Below are 16,485 nucleotides of genomic sequence, written 5' to 3' on the forward strand. Positions count from 1 at the left end.
GATGCCGTGCTCCGCGCGGCTGCTCGACGACCGGGGAGCCCGCGTCAGAAGCCGTGGATGAGCGGGAAGATCGGCAGCGCGGCGGGGTGGTGCGCGTGCACGATGACGAGGAAGACCACCGCGTCGAAGAGCAGGTGCACGGTGACGACGTAGAAGAGGTTCTTCGTCCAGGAGAAGATCGCGCCCTGCACGAGCGCGAACGGGATCGTCAGCAGCGGGCCCCACGACTGGTAGCCGAGCTCCCACAGGAACGACACGAAGATGCCCGCCTGCAGGATGTTGGCCAGCCAGGGCCGGAAGTGGCGCAGCAGCAGCGTGTAGACGGTGCAGATGAAGAACAGCTCGTCCCACAGGCCCACCGCGTTCACGCCGAGGAACAGCCGCGCGATCATGTCCCACTCCTCGACGGGCGGCCAATTGCGGTAGACGCCGGAGGTGAGGAAGTAGAACGGCAGGATCAGGTAGGCGGCGAGCACGACGATGACGATGTAGGTCCACATGCGACGGGACCAGCGGCCGCCCTTCCAGGGGAAGCGGATCGCGTGATCCTTGAACCCCCAGCGGGTGATCGCGTACGGGATGAGCACAGCGCCGCCGAGCGCGACCGTGAAGCGGAGGATGCCGGCGTTCGAGATGTCGGCGTGGAGCGAGATGAAGCTGATCCAGGTGAGAGCGATCGCGATGATCGCGAGATCCTGACCCAGCTTGCGGGAGGCGCCGGCGCGGTCGGTGAGGATGCCGCCGATGACGCCCGCGACCAGCGGCAGATAGCCCCAGTCGGTCAGCACCCAGAACAGCAGGATCGCGCCGATCGTGACGAGTGCCGCGGGCACGATCGCGATCGGACGGGTTGCGGTGCCCTCGGCTGCGATCGTCACGGGACCAGCCTACGGAACGGCTCGGACGCATCCGCCGTATGCAGGGAAGGCGGACGCCGTCATCCGAGCGGATGATCGTGCCTCCCCCGGGCGATGCAAAGGCCACCCACGGGGGCTCGGCTGCCGGTCAGATGGGAGCATGCAGACCAATCGACTCGACGCACACCAGCTCACCCACACCTACGGCGAGGGCAACTCGGCGGCCCCGGCGCTCGCCAACGTCAACCTGACGATCGGCGCAGAGGGGCCGGAGGCCGTCGCGATCATGGGGCCATCAGGCTCCGGCAAGTCGACGCTCCTCCACGTGCTCGCCGGCATCATCGCCCCCGCAGACGGCCGCGTCGTCTGGCGCGGGCAGGATCTCGCCACCATGCGCGACGGCCAGCGCACGCGGCTTCGCCGCAGCGACTTCGGCTTCGTCTTCCAGTCGGGGCAGCTGCTGCCCGAGCTGCCGGCGATCGAGAACGTCGCCCTGCCGCTCATGCTCGGCGGCGGCGCCCGCGGGGCGGCTGAGGCCCAGGCGGGCGCCCTGCTCAACCGGCTCGGCCTCGGAGGCATGCTGCACCGCCGCCCCGGCGAGCTCTCGGGCGGCCAGGCGCAGCGCGTGGCGATCGCCCGCTCACTCGTCGGCAACCCCGGCCTCGTCTTCGCCGACGAGCCGACCGGCGCGCTCGACCGCTCCACCGGCACCGCCGTCATGGCGCTGCTGATCGGCGCGACCCTCGGCCACGGCGCCTCGCTCGTGGTCGTCACGCACGACCCGGAGGTCGCCGCCGCCTGCTCGCGCATCATCCGCCTCGAGGATGGCCGCGTCGTCAGCGACGGCCCGAGCGAGCCGGTGGCGGATGCCGCTGCGCACGCTGGTGGGCAGGGATTCGTCGAGCAGATGGCCGGGCCCGCTCCCGTCGCGCAGGCCATCGCGCCGGCCGAGCCCGTGCGATGGGCCGCGGCACCGGTGCCCGCGCACCCCGCGCCCTACGGTGCGCCGTCCTACGCGGCGCCGCAGAGCGCATCCGGCGCCGTCGTCCCGCAGGAGGCACCCGGCTCCTACGGCGCGGCCCGCGGCGACCAGCGCGTCGCGAACCCCATGCAGCAGTGGATCGACTCGAGCAGCCGGGAGGCATCGCGATGACCGCCATTCGACTCTGGGCGCGCCTGCTGCGCGCCACCGGCCCCCGCGCGACCGACGTGCTGAGCGCGATCGCCTTCGCCTTCGCGACCGCGGCGCTGCTGGCGGTGCTGGGCGGCGTGAACGCCTTCCGGCTGCGGCTCGAGACCGGCGCCGTCGACGCGGCGAGCGGCGGCTTCGTGCTGACCCTGGCGTTCGTGGCGGCCGCGCTGCTGCTGCCCGCCGTCTGGACGCTCGCGCAGGCTGCCGTGCGGCTGGCGATCGCCCGCCGCGACGACCGGCTCGCCGCCTTGCGGCTGGCCGGCGCGACCCGCAGCCAGGTGACCGCGATGGCCGTGCTCGACGCGGTCTCGCAGGCGCTCGTCGGCGTGGTCGTCGGCGCGATGCTGGCGCTGGCCGTGACGCCGGGCATCGCGCAGATCGAGTTCCAGGGCCTGCCCTTCACGGTGGCCGAGCTGCTGCCGCCCGTGTGGGTCTGGCTCGCGGCCGCCGGCGCCGTGGTCGCCATCGCGCTCGTCGCCGCGCTCGCCTCGCTGCAGCGCGTGCACGTGACACCGCTCGGCGTCGCGCAGCGGGTGGGCGCCAAGCGGCTCTCGCTCTGGCGGATCGGCGGCTTCGGCCTCGCAGTCGCGGCCTACATCGCGATCTCGGTGATGAACCTCATCCCGGTGGAGCTGTCGGTCTCGATCGCGCTCATCTCGATCGTGGTGCTCTCGTACGCCCTCATCGGACCGCTCGTGATCCAGGGGATCGCATGGCTGGTCGCGAAGGGCGCGCGCAGCCCGGCGACGCTGCTCGCCGCCCGGCGTGTGGTCGACGACCCGCGCGGCGCGTTCAACATCGTCGGCGCGATGTCGATCGCGGTGATGGCAGGCGGCTTCGCGTCGCTCGCGCCGGCGATGGCAGGCGGCGACGACCCGATGAGCGTCGACATGGCCACCGGGGCGGCGCTGACGATCGCGATCGCCGGTGTGCTCGGCGCGGTGCTCGCGGGCATCGCGCAGTCGGCCAAGGTGCTCGACCAGCGCCGCGAGCACCAGGCGATGCACCGCATGGGTGTCGACCTGCCGGTGATGCGCGGGGCCATCGTGCGACAGGTGGCGCTGCCGCTGCTGGTCGGCGTCGGCGGAGCCGCCGGCATGGCGCTGCTGCTCATCCTGCCGAGCATCATGCTCTGGGCGCGGAACCCCGAGTCGGTGCTCACCTGGATGCTGATGGCGGTCGGCGCCGTGGTCGTCACGCTCGGCGCGACCGCGTGCGCGCTGCCGCTCGTGCGGCGGGTGGCGACGGAGGCGGTGCCCGCCTGAGCTGGGGGCTGACGCGCACCTACGCTTCGGACCCGTTCCACCGTCGGAGACCCGGTGTACCGGGTCCAGGTGGGCGGAACGGGTCCGCGAACGGAGGGCGGGCCGCGTCAGCGCGCGGGCAGCAGCGGCAGCACGTCCTCCGAGAACTGCTCCAGGAAGCGGCGCTGGTCGCCTCCGGGGCCGTGGAACACGAGGTGCGTGAACCCGAGCTCTGCGTAGTGACCGATCGCACCCGCGACCGCAGCCGCATCCGAGCCCACGATCCACCGCTTCGCGACCTGCTCGATCGGCAGCTCGTCGGCCAGGCGCTGCATCTCGATCGGGTCGTGCACCGAGTGCTTCTGCTCCTGCGTGAGCGACAGCGCGCCCCAGAAGCGGGTGTTCTGCAGCGCGGCATCGGCATCGCGGTCGTAGGAGACCTTGATCTCGATCATGCGATCGACCTCCCCAGAGTCGCGCTCGGCCTTCGCGAGGCCCTCTTCGAGATTCGCGACGATCGTGTCGCGGTAGTACTCGTCGCCCTTGCCCGAGGTGCAGATGTGGCCGTCGGCGAAGCGCGCCGCGTAGCGCGTGGTCGCGGGGCCGCCGCCGGCGACGTAGATGGGGATGGGCTGGTCTGGCCGGTCGTAGATGGTCGCGCCGGCGGTCGAGTAGTAGTCGCCCTCGAACTCGACGCGCTCCTCCGTCCAGAGCCTGCGGATCAGCCGCACCGCCTCGCGGAGCCGCGCGAAGCGCTCCTTGAGCTCTGGCCACTCGACGCCGATGATCTGCTCGTTGAGCGCCTCGCCCGTGCCGATGCCGAGGATCAGGCGCCCCGCGTGAACCTGCCCGAGCGTCGCGAACTGCTGCGCGACGACCGCCGGGTGGTAGCGCAGCGTGGGGGTGAGCACCGAGGTGCCGAGGGTGATGCGCTCCGTGCGCTCGAGCGCCATGCCGAGCCAGGCGACGGCGTTGGGCGCGTGCCCCTGGTCGTGCCGCCAGGGCTGCAGGTGATCGCTGATGAACGCGCTGTCGAGACCCACCTGCTCGGCGAGCTGCACGAGCTCGAGCAGCTCGGCGGGGGTGAACTGCTCGGCGCTGGCCTTGTATCCGTACCGCATGCCACTCAGTCAAGCACTCCGCGATGCGACGGAGGAGGCTCTGCGCGAGCCTGGCACGGCACGCGCCCCGCCGCTACAGCGGCAGCCCCAGCATCGCCGCATCGGGCGTGCCGAAGCGGTGCGCCGTGATCGAGACCGCCTGCTCGCGCAGGAACGGCAGCAGCTCGATGCGCCCCTCGGTCGTGATCGGCCCGTCGTAGACCGCCACCGCCGGGTTGCCCGCGAGCGCCGCGCGCAGCCCATCGTCGGTGCCGATCAGACGGATGCGTCGGAGCGGCTCGGTCACGCGCGTCAACCCGAGCGCATCCTCGTTCTCGACCGATTGCAGCACCGAGCCGTCGGCGATGCGCGCGCGGAACGCCGCATCCGTCTCCTCCACGAGCTCCTCGATCCGCACGTGCGGGATGGGCTGCCTCGAGAGCTTCACGATGCCGCTCGGCACCTCGGTCGCGGTGGAGATGCGCACGATCGCGCGCGTGCGGGCCGCGGCGGCGAGCAGCCGCACCAGGTCGCCGACCGTGCCGTCCTCGGCCACGCGGATGAGCACGTCGGCCGGGCGATAGCGCAGCACGTTGCGCTCGACGCCGAGCCCGGAGACGTCGCGGGCGGTGCCGAACTCGTCCTCCCACACGGTCTGGTCGCTGTTGGCGCCGGCACGCACGCGGTCGAAGGCGAGGAAGTCGAGCGCGGGCGTCGCCGCCTCGATGAGCTCGGAGACGCGCTTGTCGAGCCCGTGCAGGCGCACCGACTCGCGCGGGCCGCGCTCGACCGGCTCCCAGTCGACCAGCGTCGCCAGGTAGTTCGGCCCGCCGGCCTTGGCGCCCGGGCCGACCTGCGAGCGCTTCCAGCCGCCGAACGGCTGCCGCCGCACGATGGCCCCCGTGATGCCGCGGTTGACGTACAGGTTGCCGGCCCGCGCCTCGTCGAGCCACTGCCGCACCTCGACCGGATCGAGCGAGTGGATGCCGGCCGTCAGGCCGAACTCGGTGGCGTTCTGCACGTCGATCGCCTCGTCGAGCGTGTCGACCTCGATGAGCGAGAGGTGCGGCCCGAAGAACTCGGTGAGGTGCGTGAACGAGCCCGGCTCGACCGCGTCGCGGATGCCGGGCGACCAGAGCCGACCCGAGGCATCCAGCTTCCTCGGCTCCAGCAGCCACTCCTCCCCCTGCTCGAGGGTCGTCAGCGCGCGCAGCAGCGTCCCCTGGGCGGGCTCGATGAGCGGACCGACGTGCGTGCGCGCGTCGAGCGGCGACCCCACTCGCAGCGTGGTGGCGGCGTCGATCAGCTGGCGGCGGAAGCGCTGCGAGTCGCCCACCGTGTCGACCATGATGACGACGGATGCGGCGGAGCACTTCTGACCGGCGTGGCCGAAGGCGCTCTGCACGATGTCGGCTGCCGCGAGCTCGAGGTCGGCGGAGGGTGTGACGATGATCGCGTTCTTGCCGCTGGTCTCGGCCAGCAGCGGCAGGTCTGGTCGCCAGGAGGTGAACAGCGCCGCCGTCTCGGCGGAGCCGGTGAGGATCACGCGACCGACCGCCGGGTGGGCGATGAGCTGCCGCGAGACCTCGCCCTCCGGCACGTCGCACAGCACGAGCACGTCGCGCGGCACGCCGGCCTCCCAGAGCGCCTCGGCCATCACGGCAGCGCTGCGGCGGGCCTGCGGCGCGGGCTTGAGGATGACGGCGGAGCCGGTCGCGAGCGCCGCGGCCACGCCACCGGTGGCGATGGCGACCGGGAAGTTCCACGGCGGGGTCACGACCGTGAGCGCGACGGGCCTCGGCGTGGCGTCCTCGACCTGCTCGAGCAGGATCGCCTGCTCGGCATAGGCGCGCGCGAAGTCGATCGCCTCCGACACCTCGGGGTCGGCCTCCGCGAGGGTCTTGCCGGTCTCGGCCATCATGACCTCGATGAGCCTGCCTCGATAGGCGCCGAGCGTCTCTGCGGCGTCGCGCAGCACCTTCGCCCGTGCCTCTGCACCCCGAGCCGCCCATCCGTCCGACGCTTGTGCCGCGCGGTCGATGCGGCGCTCGAGGGTCGGCCAGTCCTCGATGTGGTTCATCTCGAGCGTGCGGATGCCGAGCTCGCTGCTCGCGGCGCGCTGCACGATCTGCCGCGCCCAGTCGCGGTTGGCCGCGAGCGATGGGTCGGTGTCGGGCTCGTTGGCGAAGGCGGTCGGATGCGTCATCGACGCCTGCAGGTCGCCGAGGCGATCCTGGGTGCGGTTGGGCTTCGGCGCGGCACCGGCCGCGGCGGCGTCCTCCCGGCGCAGCAGCTCGAGCGAGCCGAGGAAGCGGTCGCGCTCGCGCTCCAGCGCCACGGGGTCGGCGAGCTCGAACATGCTCGACATGAAGTTCGTGCCCGCCGCGTTCTCCTCGAGTCGGCGGATCAGGTAGGCGACCGCGGCGTCGAACTGCTCGGGCCGCACGACCGGCGTGTAGAGCACGAGGTTGGGGAAGAGCTCGCGCACCGCGGCGCGGTGGTCGGCGGCCATGCCGAGCAGCATCTCGGCGTCGACCCGCTGGTGCGTGCCGTGGTGGCGCGCGAGCTCGGCGGCATAGGCGAGGTCGAAGAGGTTGTGGCTCGCGATGCCGACGCGCACCGCGAAGGCGTTCTCGGGCAGCAGCGCCTCGCGCAGCACGCGCTTGTAGTTGGCGTCGCTCGACTCCTTCGAGGGCAGCACGGCGAGCGGCCAGCCGTGCAGGGCTGCGTCGACGCGCTCCATGGCGATGTTGGCGCCCTTGACGAGCCGCACCTTGATGCCGGCGCCGCCGTGCGCCCGGCGCTCCTTGGCGAACGCGGCGAGACGGCGGTAGGCGCCGAGGGCGTCGGGCAGGTAGGCCTGCAGCACGATGCCGGCCTCGAGCTTCGCGAGCTCGGGCCTGGTGAGGAGGCGCTCGAAGACCGCGATCGTGAGATCGAGGTCGCGGTACTCCTCCATGTCGAGGTTGATGAACTTCGGATGCGCAGGATCGGCGGCAAGGCGGAACAGCGGCAGCAGCCGCTCGACCACCGTGTCGACCGTCTCGTCGAACGCCCACAGCTGCAGCTGCGGCGCCATGGACGACACCTTCACCGAGACGTAGTCGACGTCGTCGCGACGCAGCAGCTCCATGATGCCCTCGAGGCGACCCGCGGCCTCCTGATCGCCCAGCACGGCCTCGCCGAGCAGGTTGATGTTGAGGCGGTTGCCCTCCTCGCGCAGCCTCGCGAGCGGCTTCGCGAGCTTGGCGGGGGATGCGTCGATGACGAGGTGCGAGACCATCTCGCGCATCGCCTTCTTGACCATCGGGATGATGAGCTTCGGCGTCACGATGCCGAAGCCGCCGCCGAGGGTGACGCCGAGCTTGAGGTACCAGTCCAGGAAGCCGGGGATATCGCGGCTGAGCTCCTCGAAGTTGCGGGCGCTGACCTTCGGATCCTCGGGCCGCACGACCTTGTCGACGAAGCCGACCGCGAACTCGAGTCCCTGCGGGTCCTTCAGCAGACCGGCCAGGCGCTCCTCGGCCTTGTCGCGCTTGCCCTCCATGGGGCGGGCGACCCAGCCGCGCACGCGCTCGACCGCGGCGAGCGCGAAGGGGTCGTCGCTGTCGGGTGCGGTGAGCTGGGCGAGGGGCGGCGTCGGATCAGCGGATGCGGGGATCGGTACGGGCTCCGGCTCAGGCTCAGGCTCGGGCTCGGGCTCGGGCTCGGGCGCCGGCTCCGGCTCGGGCGCCGGCTCAGGCTCGGGCTCGGGCTCAGGCTCAGGCTCAGGCTCAGGCTCAGGCTCAGGCTCAGGCTCCGGCTCGGGCTCGGGCTCCGGGTCGGGCGCAGCAGCAACCGCCGGCGCCACCACGACCGCCTCGATGAGCTCGGTCGGCGTGTCCTCGCGCTCCGGGACGACCGAGGCCGCCTTCAGCTCCTCCTGCAGCGCCAGCGCATCCATCTGCACCGTCGGCACGTCGCCGACCTCGCTCGAGAGCGACCAGCCCGCAGCGGGCGGCTCCTCGGCCGAGCGCGGGATGCGCGGCACCTCGACCGGCTCGTAGGGCGAGACCGCGGCCGCCCAGGTGGCATCGTCGATCTCGAACGCGGGGCCGGAGTCGAGGACCCGCTCGAACGCCACCGGTGCGTCGGCGTCTGCCTCGTCGGCATCCTGCTCATCGACCACCTCGAGCGGCTCGTCGAGACCGAGCTGCCGAATGTCCTCTGCGCTCTCGAACCGCTGCCCGGCATCGGGTGCGATGAGCGGGTGCTCCTGGTCCGCCCGCTCGATGCCCTCCTTGATCAGGGCGTCGAAATCGTCATCCCTCGGCAGATCGGTCATGCCGCATATCGTATGCGTGCAGGCCCCACCCGCGACGTTGCGTGGAGGCGGGCCAAGGATCCCGCACGAGGAGGCACCGCATGCCCAGTGGCCGAGCCAGCGTCGTCATCATCGGCGGAGGCCACAACGGCCTGACCGCCGCCGCCTACCTCGCCCGCGCCGGCGTCGACGTGACGGTGCTCGAGCGCCTGCCGCACGTGGGCGGCGCGGCCGTGTCGACGAGCGGGTTCGTCGGGCTTGACGCGAGCCTGTCGCGCTACTCCTACCTGGTGAGCCTGCTGCCGCAGCAGATCATCGGCGACCTGGGGCTCGACGTGCGGCTCGCGCGCCGCCGCTACTCCTCCTACACGCCGGAGCCGGGCACCGACCGCGGCCTGCTGATCGACGCGGGCGACGAGGCGGCCACGCGCGCCTCCTTCGCGGCGATCGGGGCGGCGGACGATGCGGATGGGTTCGCCCGCTTCTACCAGCGCACGACACGACTGGCGGGCGCGCTGTTCCCGACGCTCACGCAGCCCCTCCCCACGGCGGAGTCCGCGCGCACGGCCGCTGGCGCCGCATCCGCGTGGTCCGAGATCGTCGATGCGCCGATCGCCGAGGCCGTCGAGGCGGCCGCGGCGCACGATCTCGTGCGCGGTGTGATCGCGACCGATGCGCTGATCGGCACCTTCGCGTCGCTCGACGATCCGGGCCTCGAGCAGAACCGCTGCCTGCTGTACCACGTGATCGGCGGCGGCACCGGGGACTGGGATGTGCCGATCGGCGGCATGGGCCGCGTCTCTGGCGGGCTCGAGCAGGCGGCGCGCGCTGCTGGAGCGACGATCCTCACGGGCGTGACCGTGACGCGGGTGACGCCCGATGGCGAGGTGACGTGGGAGGAGCGCGTCGGCGGCCTACCGACCGGCTCGGACGGCCTGCCGACCGGCATCGAGCTGACCGCGGGCTTCGATCTGGTGCTCTCGGCCGTCGCGCCGCACGTGCTCGCGGGGCTGCTCGGCGAGGAGGCGCCTCGGCCCGAGGGCGCGCAGGTGAAGGTCAACATGCTGCTGCGGCGCCTGCCTCGGCTGCGCGACAGCGTCGCTGCCGAGGCTGCCTTCGGCGGCACCTTCCACATCAACGAGACCTACACGCAGCTCGGCGCGGCCTTCCGCGCGGCGGCGGGCGGCAGCGTGCCAGAGCCGCTGCCGTGCGAGATCTACTGCCACTCGCTCACCGACCCGACGATCCTCGGTGACGAGCTGCGCGCATCCGGCGCCCACACCCTCACCGTCTTCGGGCTGCAAGTGCCCGACCGGCTGCTGACACCGGAGACGAACGAACGGATGCGCGGAGAGCTCGAGCGGGCCGTGCTGGCCTCGCTCGACTCGGTGCTCGCCGAGCCGATCGAGCCGCTGCTGCTCGAGGGGCGTGACGGGCCGGCGCTCGAGACCAAGACGACGCTCGACATCGAGGACGCGCTCGCGATGCCGGGCGGCAACATCTTCCACGGCCCGCTGTCGTGGCCGTGGCTCGAGGCGGAGCCGACCGGGCCAGCGGAGGCGTGGGGCGTCGAGACGTCGCACGCTCGGATCCTGATGGCCGGTGCGGGCGCCCGGCGCGGCGGCGCCGTCTCTGGCGTCGGCGGCCACAACGCGGCGCACGCGGCGCTGGAGCTGCTGGCGGGCCGGCTGTAGCCCGGCCCATCCTGCCCGCGCTCGACCCCACCCGCACCGTCAACCGGCCAGGTGGCCAGCCGGCGGGATAATCGCGGCGGCCCACCGCAAGACCGGTTGAAGATCGCCCGTCGCGAGCGGCCACGCCGAGTGCACGCAAGCGCCCGCGCCGGCATGCGCACCGGCAAGACAAAGAGCCGGCGAGCGCAACAGCACCGCCGAGCACCAGCGCTCAGACCGGCGTGCGGCTGCCCCACGTCGAGGGCGCCGACACGCGGTTCGACGGCAGCCGGTTCATCTCGGCCCAGTCGTGCACGCGCTGGTCGAGCGCCGGCAGCGGCACCGACAGCCCTGCTGCCTCGAGCACCTCGACGACGCGCGCGATCGTCGCCGTGCCGACGCCCCGCTCGATGAAGCGGCCCTGCACGACGCCGCGGGCGTGCACCTCGCCGTCGACGACGAAGCGCTGCTGCAGATAGATCGCCCGCTCGTCGGCGCCCTGCACCGCCGTCTCGATGTCGAAGCGCTGCCACAGGTCGAGGCTGCGCCGATAGACCATCGTCGATTGCCCCACCACCGCGTAGATGCCGGCCTTGTCGAGCACCGCCGACATGCCCGTGCGATTGGTCATGTCGACGCGCGCGAGATCCATGTACGAGAGGTAGCGGCCGTTGTTCATGTGGCCCAGCAGATCGATGTCGGTCGGCAGCACCATGAACGGCGTCCGCGCCACCCCATCGATCCCGAGCGCCGGGCGCCCCTTGCTCTTCACCGTCATCGCCATCAGCCACTGCAACCACATGTTCACGAGGAGCCATCCTGCCCGACGTGCACACCGCATCCGCTCGCGTTTGGGAGAATCGAACAATGCACAAGGTGCTGCTCTACTACCGCTTCACGCCCATCGCCGACCCCGAGGCCGTGCGGCTGTGGCAGCGCGCGCTCTGCGAGCGGCTGGGGCTGACCGGGCGCATCCTCATCTCGCCCCACGGCATCAACGGCACGGTCGGGGGCGACCTGGATGCGTGCAAGCGATACGCGCGCGCGACCCGGGAGTACTCGGGGTTCCGGGGGATGGACATCAAGTGGTCGACCGGCACCGGTGCCGACTTCCCGCGGCTGAGCGTGAAGGTGCGCGACGAGATCGTCACGTTCGGGGCGCCCGATGAGCTCGAGGTCGACGCGGATGGCGTGGTGGGCGGCGGCCGGCACCTCACGCCGGGCGAGCTGCACGAGCTGGTCGAGGAACGCTCCGATGTGGTGTTCTTCGACGGCCGCAACCGCTTCGAGGCGGAGGTCGGTCGCTTCAAGGGCGCCATCGTGCCCGACGTCGAGACCACCCGCGACTTCGTCGAGCTGCTCGACTCGGGCGCCTACGACCACCTGAAGGACACGCCGATCGTGACCTACTGCACCGGCGGCGTGCGCTGCGAGGTGCTGAGCTCACTCATGCAGAAGCGCGGCTTCCAGGACGTCTACCAGCTCGACGGCGGCATCGTGCGCTACGGCGAGAGCTTCGGCAACACGGGCCTGTGGGAGGGTTCGCTCTACGTCTTCGACCAGCGGCAGACGGTCGACTTCGGGGCGGATGCGGCGGTGCTGGGTGCGTGCGCGAGCTGCGGTGCCCCCACGGGCGGCATGGGCAACTGCCGGCTCTGGTCGTGCCGCAAGCAGGTGCCGGTGTGCGAGGCGTGCGAGCCGGCCTGCGCCGAGCACGTCGCGGCGGCCTGAGCCGGATGCTCGGCAGATGTGCTCGCCAGGGGGGGTCGGCTGCGCATTGCAGCTCGCGGGTCGCTCAGCGGCACATCTGTCGAGCAGACGCGCCGCTACGCTGGCCGCATGGCCGACGGCGACATGCACACCCGACGCGCGACCCCCGCTGACGCGGTCGCGCTGCAGTCGCTCCTCGCCGCCCATCGGCACGCCGACGAGGAAGACGAGAAGGTCGATCGCTACCGCGAGCGCCTCGGTGCCCTCGTGATGAACGACGCCCACCACATCGTGGTCGCCGAGGCCGACGGCCAGCTGCTCGGCTACGCCGCCGCCCAGGACTACGGCCCCGCGCCGCAGCGCGACTGGTCGATCGCGCGCATGCACGACCTGTGGGTCACTCCAGATGCTCGCGGCCGCGGTGCGGGCACCGCGCTGTTCCAGGCGGTGCGCGACTGGGCCGAGCAGCAGACGCGCATCCGCGTGCTCGAGTGGCAGTCGCTCGAGGTGGCCGCCGAGTTCTACCGGAAGCTCGGCCTCTCGGGCGAGCGCGTCGACGAGGCCGACCCGCGAGCGCTGTACGAGATCGAAGTGCACCTGCCGAAGCGGCAGTAGCTACTCCAGGTGCTGCGGCGTCTCCACCCGGCCGGAGACCTTGTCGACCGCCATCTTCAGGATGACGCGACTGGCGGCATCCGGCGGCGGCGTCGCCGAGGTGCTGCCGTAGCGCTGCTGCAGCTCGACGTAGTAGGCGCCGGTGGGGTCGTCGATCACCTCGGCGAGGTGGCCGCGCACCTCGACGTAGAGGTAGGGCTTCTCGGGGTCGGTCATCGAGACCGCCATCGCCGGGTTGGCCTGCAGATTCTTGAACTTCTGCCGCGTGTTCGTGTGCGTGAAGAGGAGGTGCTCGCCGTCGTAGCCGAACCACATCGGGTTCACCTGCGGGGTGCCGTCGGGCCGCAGCGTCGCGAGGTGCGCGAAGAGCGGCTGCTCGAGGAGGTAGCGGTACTGCTCGGGGATCGTCGCCATGCCCTCAGCCTGCCAGGTCGGCTGCGACCTCGCCGAGGCCGTCGAGCTGCCACACGAGCGTGCCCGCGGGCAGCGAGACGGTCGAGATCGAGCAGTTCGGCAGGATGACGTCGGGCGTGAGCTCCGGCACCAGCTGGCGCAGCAGCGACGTGATGAAGCCGCCGTGCGACACGATCAGCACCTCCACCTCGCCCTCTCCCGCCGCCGACCCGGCCGCGCGGATGACGTGCTCGAGTGCCGCATCCGCCCGCATCACCGTGGCGGCTGCCTGCTCGGCCTGCCCCGACGAGTCGAGCTTCGCGATCGTGTCGAACAGCCCGCGCCAGCCCACCTGCTCGCCGATGGCGCGCAGCGCGCTGAGCTCGCGGTCGACCTCGAAGCCGTGCTCGACGATGACCTCCTGCCACACGTCGGCGGCGGGGCGCTCCTCGTGGGCACCGAAGTTCCACTCGCGCAGCAGCTCGCTGTACTCGATCGGCGGCTGGGGGTCGAGGGCGGCGAGGATGCCCTCTGCCGTCGTGCGGGTGCGCTGCAGGTCGGAGGAGAAGGCGAGGTCGAAGCGGTGCTGCGCCAGGTGCCGGGCGACGGCCGCGATCTGCCGGTGCCCGGGCTCGGTGATCGGCGAGTCTGACCAGCCCTGCATGAGGTGGTTGATGTTGTGCTCGGTCTCGGCGTGCCGCACGATGCGCAGCCGCACGGCTCGGCCGGCCGCGAAGGCCGCGAGCTCCTCGGGCAGGTGCTGCCCGGCGTCGGCCTGGGCTGCCTCGGCCTGCGCTGCGTCGGCCTGCGCGGTGTCGGCCTGCGCTGTGTGCTGGTCGTCGGTCATCGCTTCCCCATCTTGTCGAGCATGTCGTTGTACGCGTCGAGCTCTGCGTCGTTGGTGCGGGCGGCCGCGCGGTCGGTGCGCACCTGCTCCTTCTTGTCGCTGCGCGACCACTTGACGGTCGTGATGATCGCCAGGATCACCGTCGGGATCTCGCCGATCGACCAGGCGATGCCACCGCCCACCCGCTGATCCTCGAGCGCGTCGACGCCGTTGCCCATCGCGCCGAACCAGTCGGCCAGCAGCAACACCTCGCCCGTCATGAGCGTGAGGCCGAAGAAGGCGTGGAACACCATCGCGCCCAGCAGCAGCAGCAGTCGCAGCGCATACGGCGGGCGCGCTGGCCCCGGGTCGGTGCCGATGATCGCCTGCACGAACAGGTAACCGGAGCCCACGAAGTGCAGCACCATCCAGATGTGCCCGAGGTGGTCGTGCATCGCCCAGTCGAAGATCGGCGTGTAGTAGAACACCCACAGGCTGACGACGAAGATGCCGGCAGAGACGATCGGATGCCCGACCACCTGCATGTACCTCGAGTGCACGATCGCGAGCATCCACTCACGGCCGCCGCGGCTGCCGTCCCGACGCTTGGCGATCGCGCGCATCGCGAGCGTGATCGGCGCGCCCGGCACCAGCAGCACCGGCACCGCCATGCCGAGCAGCATGTGCACGAGCATGTGCAGCGAGAACTGGAACTCCTGATAGAGGTTCAGCGCGCCGCTCGTGCACCACCACAGCAGCAGCACGCCCGCCGTCCACGAGACCGTGCGCAGCACCGGCCAGCGGTCGCCGCGCTTCGCCAGCCGCCGCACGGCGGCGAGGTAGAAGAACAGCAGCAGCGCGCAGACGACCGTCCAGAGCGGGTCGAGCGCCCAGGTCGTGAACAGCCGGCCGATGTCGAACGGCGGCGGCAGCAGCTTGCCCGTCAGGATCTCGGCAGGGGTCGCCTCGAGACCGGGCGGCACCTCCGGCACGGGCGTCGCCGTGCGCGCGAGGCCCGCTGCGACGCCGGCCGTGACGCCCATCACCACGAGCTCGAGCGTGAGCACCGTCGCGATCGCCCTGCCGCCCAACCGCTGGCCGAGGGTCTTCGCGGGCGTGAGCAGACGCATCCGCTGCCACGCACCGAAGCCGCCGAGCACGACGAGCAGCACAGCCTTGGCGATCGAGAGCACGCCGTAGTCGCTGAACCAGTCGCCCTCCATGCGCACCCAGGAAGAGGCGATGCCGGTGAAGGCGACGACGCCGAAGCTGGCGGCCGCGAGGCTCGAGTAGCGCAGCAGCACATCGCTCAACGAGGCGTTGCCGACCTCCGAGACGAGCGTCGGCGCTGGGGTCGCGGCAGAGGCCCGAACGGGCCTCTTCTCTGAGCCCCACCGCGCGCTCAGCAGCCCCACGTGGAAGAGGCCCCCGAGCCAGATCGAGACGAACACCAGGTGCAGCAGCAGCGCCGAGACGGCGACGTCGTGGCCCGCCGTGCCGCCCGCGTGGCCGCCGGACGCGATGAACCAGAACGGCACGGCCCAGGCGACGACGCTGCACGCAGCCGCCACCGGCCCGCGCGCGACGAGCAGCACGACGGTGAGGACGGCGAGCGCCAGCAGCGTGCCGAGCAGCAGTCGGCCGGTCTCGACCTCGGTGAAGAAGAACTGCAGCAGACGGCCGAAGTCGTTGGTCGCCGTGACCGGGTTGGTCACCAGGGTGCGGAAGTTGCCCCATGCCATGAAGCCCTGCGCGACCGCGGCGACGCCCGTGGAGGCCGCGGCGATGTCGAGCGTGCGATGCCAGTCGCGGCTGCCGGGGCGGAGCGCGAAGCAGGCGAGCACCAGGCCACCGAAGGCAGCGGCGATCGCGAGGTTGCGCAGCATGCTGGCGATCGGGATGCCGTAGCGCACAGCAGCGCCGGGATCCTCGATCGCGAGCGGGTCGGCGCCGCCGCCGAGATCGAGCGCCGCCCAGAGCGCCACCAGCCCCGCGAGGATCGCGAGCGCTGGCGCGAGAAGACGGAGGCGCTGCACCCATTCAGGGTAGTCGCCGTGGCCACCGGCCCGCCCCGCCGCACAACGCAAGCTCTCTGCCCGGATCTCGCTGCGCATCCGTCGCCACGGCGGATTCCTCGCTGGTTGCAGTTCGCGAGCTTGCGCTGTGCGCCGAGCGCAGGATGGGGATCGGGATGCGGATGGGGGTTGGAACACGCAAAAGGCCCCGCCGTCGTGGCGGGGCCCCTCGCGTGCTGTGTGGAGCGGTCTTACTTGACGGCTGCCTTGAGCTTCGAGCCAGCGGTCAGCTTGACGCGGTGGCCGGCAGCGATCTTGATCTCGGCGCCCGTCTGCGGGTTGCGGCCCGTGCGGGCAGCAGTCGCGGTGCGCTCTGCGCTGAAGAAGCCGGGGATCGAGACCTTGTCGCCAGCGGCGACGGCGGTCGAGACCTCGTCGAAGAGCGCGTCGAGCACGGCGCTGACCTTGGCCTGCGAGAGGTCGGTCGACGCAGCGATCTTCGATGCGAGCGTGGTCTTGTTGATGGTCTCAGCCATGATGTCCTCCTGGTGGTGGCA

General features: G+C 71.7%; 13 protein-coding genes. 5 read left to right on the forward strand and 8 right to left on the reverse strand.

Annotated features, from left to right (window positions below; all coding sequences use genetic code 11):
* Positions 1-44 precede the first annotated feature (44 nt).
* A complete protein-coding gene (locus tag MKD51_RS00990) occupies positions 45-878 on the reverse strand; it encodes a CPBP family glutamic-type intramembrane protease (protein ID WP_240237148.1) in 834 nt (277 codons plus the stop codon).
* Positions 879-1,017: 139 nt separating this feature from the next.
* Between MKD51_RS00990 and MKD51_RS00995 the strand changes: the two genes are divergently transcribed.
* Both MKD51_RS00995 and MKD51_RS01000 read left to right on the forward strand, forming a co-directional pair.
* Positions 1,018-2,010, forward strand: a complete 993-nt coding sequence (locus tag MKD51_RS00995; protein ID WP_240237150.1) for an ABC transporter ATP-binding protein — start codon at positions 1,018-1,020, stop codon at positions 2,008-2,010.
* Positions 2,007-3,314: an FtsX-like permease family protein gene (locus MKD51_RS01000; RefSeq protein WP_240237152.1), complete on the forward strand. Its 1,308-nt coding sequence runs from the start codon at positions 2,007-2,009 to the stop codon at positions 3,312-3,314. The genes MKD51_RS00995 and MKD51_RS01000 overlap by 4 nt, the downstream gene beginning before the upstream one ends.
* Positions 3,315-3,421: 107 nt before the next feature.
* On the opposite strand, the gene fgd is transcribed toward MKD51_RS01000, so the two are convergent.
* Complete coding sequence (fgd, locus tag MKD51_RS01005; RefSeq protein ID WP_240237154.1) at positions 3,422-4,414, reverse strand: glucose-6-phosphate dehydrogenase (coenzyme-F420); 993 nt, start codon at positions 4,412-4,414, stop codon at positions 3,422-3,424.
* A 73-nt stretch (positions 4,415-4,487) separates the two neighbouring features.
* The gene (locus tag MKD51_RS01010) at positions 4,488-8,717 is read right to left on the reverse strand and encodes a bifunctional proline dehydrogenase/L-glutamate gamma-semialdehyde dehydrogenase (protein WP_240237155.1); all 4,230 of its coding nucleotides are present in this window, start codon (positions 8,715-8,717) and stop codon (positions 4,488-4,490) included.
* Between the two features lie 80 nt (positions 8,718-8,797).
* Between MKD51_RS01010 and MKD51_RS01015 the strand changes: the two genes are divergently transcribed.
* Positions 8,798-10,390 carry an NAD(P)/FAD-dependent oxidoreductase gene (locus MKD51_RS01015; protein WP_240237157.1) on the forward strand — a complete coding sequence of 531 codons (1,593 nt, stop codon included), beginning with the start codon at positions 8,798-8,800 and terminating at the stop codon, positions 10,388-10,390.
* Between the two features lie 211 nt (positions 10,391-10,601).
* Here the strand turns inward: MKD51_RS01015 and MKD51_RS01020 are convergent, their stop codons facing one another.
* Positions 10,602-11,171, reverse strand: coding sequence for an acyl-CoA thioesterase (locus MKD51_RS01020; RefSeq protein WP_240240788.1), 570 nt, complete (start codon positions 11,169-11,171; stop codon positions 10,602-10,604).
* A 65-nt stretch (positions 11,172-11,236) separates the two neighbouring features.
* On the opposite strand from MKD51_RS01020, the gene MKD51_RS01025 reads away from it, so the two are divergent.
* Together MKD51_RS01025 and MKD51_RS01030 are read left to right on the forward strand one after the other, a co-directional pair.
* On the forward strand, positions 11,237-12,100 hold the full coding sequence (locus tag MKD51_RS01025; protein ID WP_240237159.1) for a rhodanese-related sulfurtransferase: 864 nt from the start codon (positions 11,237-11,239) through the stop codon (positions 12,098-12,100).
* A gap of 108 nt (positions 12,101-12,208) precedes the next feature.
* The gene (locus MKD51_RS01030) at positions 12,209-12,694 is read left to right on the forward strand and encodes a GNAT family N-acetyltransferase (protein WP_240237161.1); all 486 of its coding nucleotides are present in this window, start codon (positions 12,209-12,211) and stop codon (positions 12,692-12,694) included.
* Here MKD51_RS01030 and MKD51_RS01035 read toward each other — a convergent pair whose 3' ends face one another.
* The 4 genes from MKD51_RS01035 to MKD51_RS01050 form a co-directional block, all read right to left on the reverse strand.
* Complete coding sequence (locus MKD51_RS01035) at positions 12,695-13,108, reverse strand: PPOX class F420-dependent oxidoreductase (RefSeq protein ID WP_240237163.1); 414 nt, start codon at positions 13,106-13,108, stop codon at positions 12,695-12,697.
* A 4-nt stretch (positions 13,109-13,112) separates the two neighbouring features.
* Positions 13,113-13,934, reverse strand: coding sequence for a histidine phosphatase family protein (locus MKD51_RS01040; RefSeq protein ID WP_240237165.1), 822 nt, complete (start codon positions 13,932-13,934; stop codon positions 13,113-13,115).
* Positions 13,931-15,949 (reverse strand): bifunctional copper resistance protein CopD/cytochrome c oxidase assembly protein, encoded by a 2,019-nt coding sequence (locus tag MKD51_RS01045; protein WP_240237167.1) that lies wholly within the window; start codon positions 15,947-15,949, stop codon positions 13,931-13,933. Before MKD51_RS01045 ends, MKD51_RS01040 begins: the two co-directional genes overlap by 4 nt.
* Positions 15,950-16,179: 230 nt before the next feature.
* The gene (locus MKD51_RS01050) at positions 16,180-16,464 is read right to left on the reverse strand and encodes an HU family DNA-binding protein (protein WP_146795563.1); all 285 of its coding nucleotides are present in this window, start codon (positions 16,462-16,464) and stop codon (positions 16,180-16,182) included.
* Positions 16,465-16,485: the final 21 nt, after the last annotated feature.

The organism is Agrococcus sp. ARC_14 (genome assembly GCF_022436485.1).
In the GTDB taxonomy this organism is placed as follows: Bacteria; Actinomycetota; Actinomycetes; order Actinomycetales; family Microbacteriaceae; genus Agrococcus.

What these genes read in the sequence shown, in the direction of transcription:
- MKD51_RS00995 (WP_240237150.1), top strand. Translation starts at nt 1,018, where the DNA reads ATGCAGACCAATCGACTCGACGCACACCAGCTCACCCACACCTACGGC.
- MKD51_RS01000 (WP_240237152.1), top strand. Translation starts at nt 2,007, where the DNA reads ATGACCGCCATTCGACTCTGGGCGCGCCTGCTGCGCGCCACCGGCCCC.
- fgd (WP_240237154.1), bottom strand. Translation starts at nt 4,414, where the DNA reads ATGCGGTACGGATACAAGGCCAGCGCCGAGCAGTTCACCCCCGCCGAG.
- MKD51_RS01010 (WP_240237155.1), bottom strand. Translation starts at nt 8,717, where the DNA reads ATGACCGATCTGCCGAGGGATGACGATTTCGACGCCCTGATCAAGGAG.
- MKD51_RS01015 (WP_240237157.1), top strand. Translation starts at nt 8,798, where the DNA reads ATGCCCAGTGGCCGAGCCAGCGTCGTCATCATCGGCGGAGGCCACAAC.
- MKD51_RS01020 (WP_240240788.1), bottom strand. Translation starts at nt 11,171, where the DNA reads ATGTGGTTGCAGTGGCTGATGGCGATGACGGTGAAGAGCAAGGGGCGC.
- MKD51_RS01025 (WP_240237159.1), top strand. Translation starts at nt 11,237, where the DNA reads ATGCACAAGGTGCTGCTCTACTACCGCTTCACGCCCATCGCCGACCCC.
- MKD51_RS01030 (WP_240237161.1), top strand. Translation starts at nt 12,209, where the DNA reads ATGGCCGACGGCGACATGCACACCCGACGCGCGACCCCCGCTGACGCG.
- MKD51_RS01035 (WP_240237163.1), bottom strand. Translation starts at nt 13,108, where the DNA reads ATGGCGACGATCCCCGAGCAGTACCGCTACCTCCTCGAGCAGCCGCTC.
- MKD51_RS01040 (WP_240237165.1), bottom strand. Translation starts at nt 13,934, where the DNA reads ATGACCGACGACCAGCACACAGCGCAGGCCGACACCGCGCAGGCCGAC.
- MKD51_RS01050 (WP_146795563.1), bottom strand. Translation starts at nt 16,464, where the DNA reads ATGGCTGAGACCATCAACAAGACCACGCTCGCATCGAAGATCGCTGCG.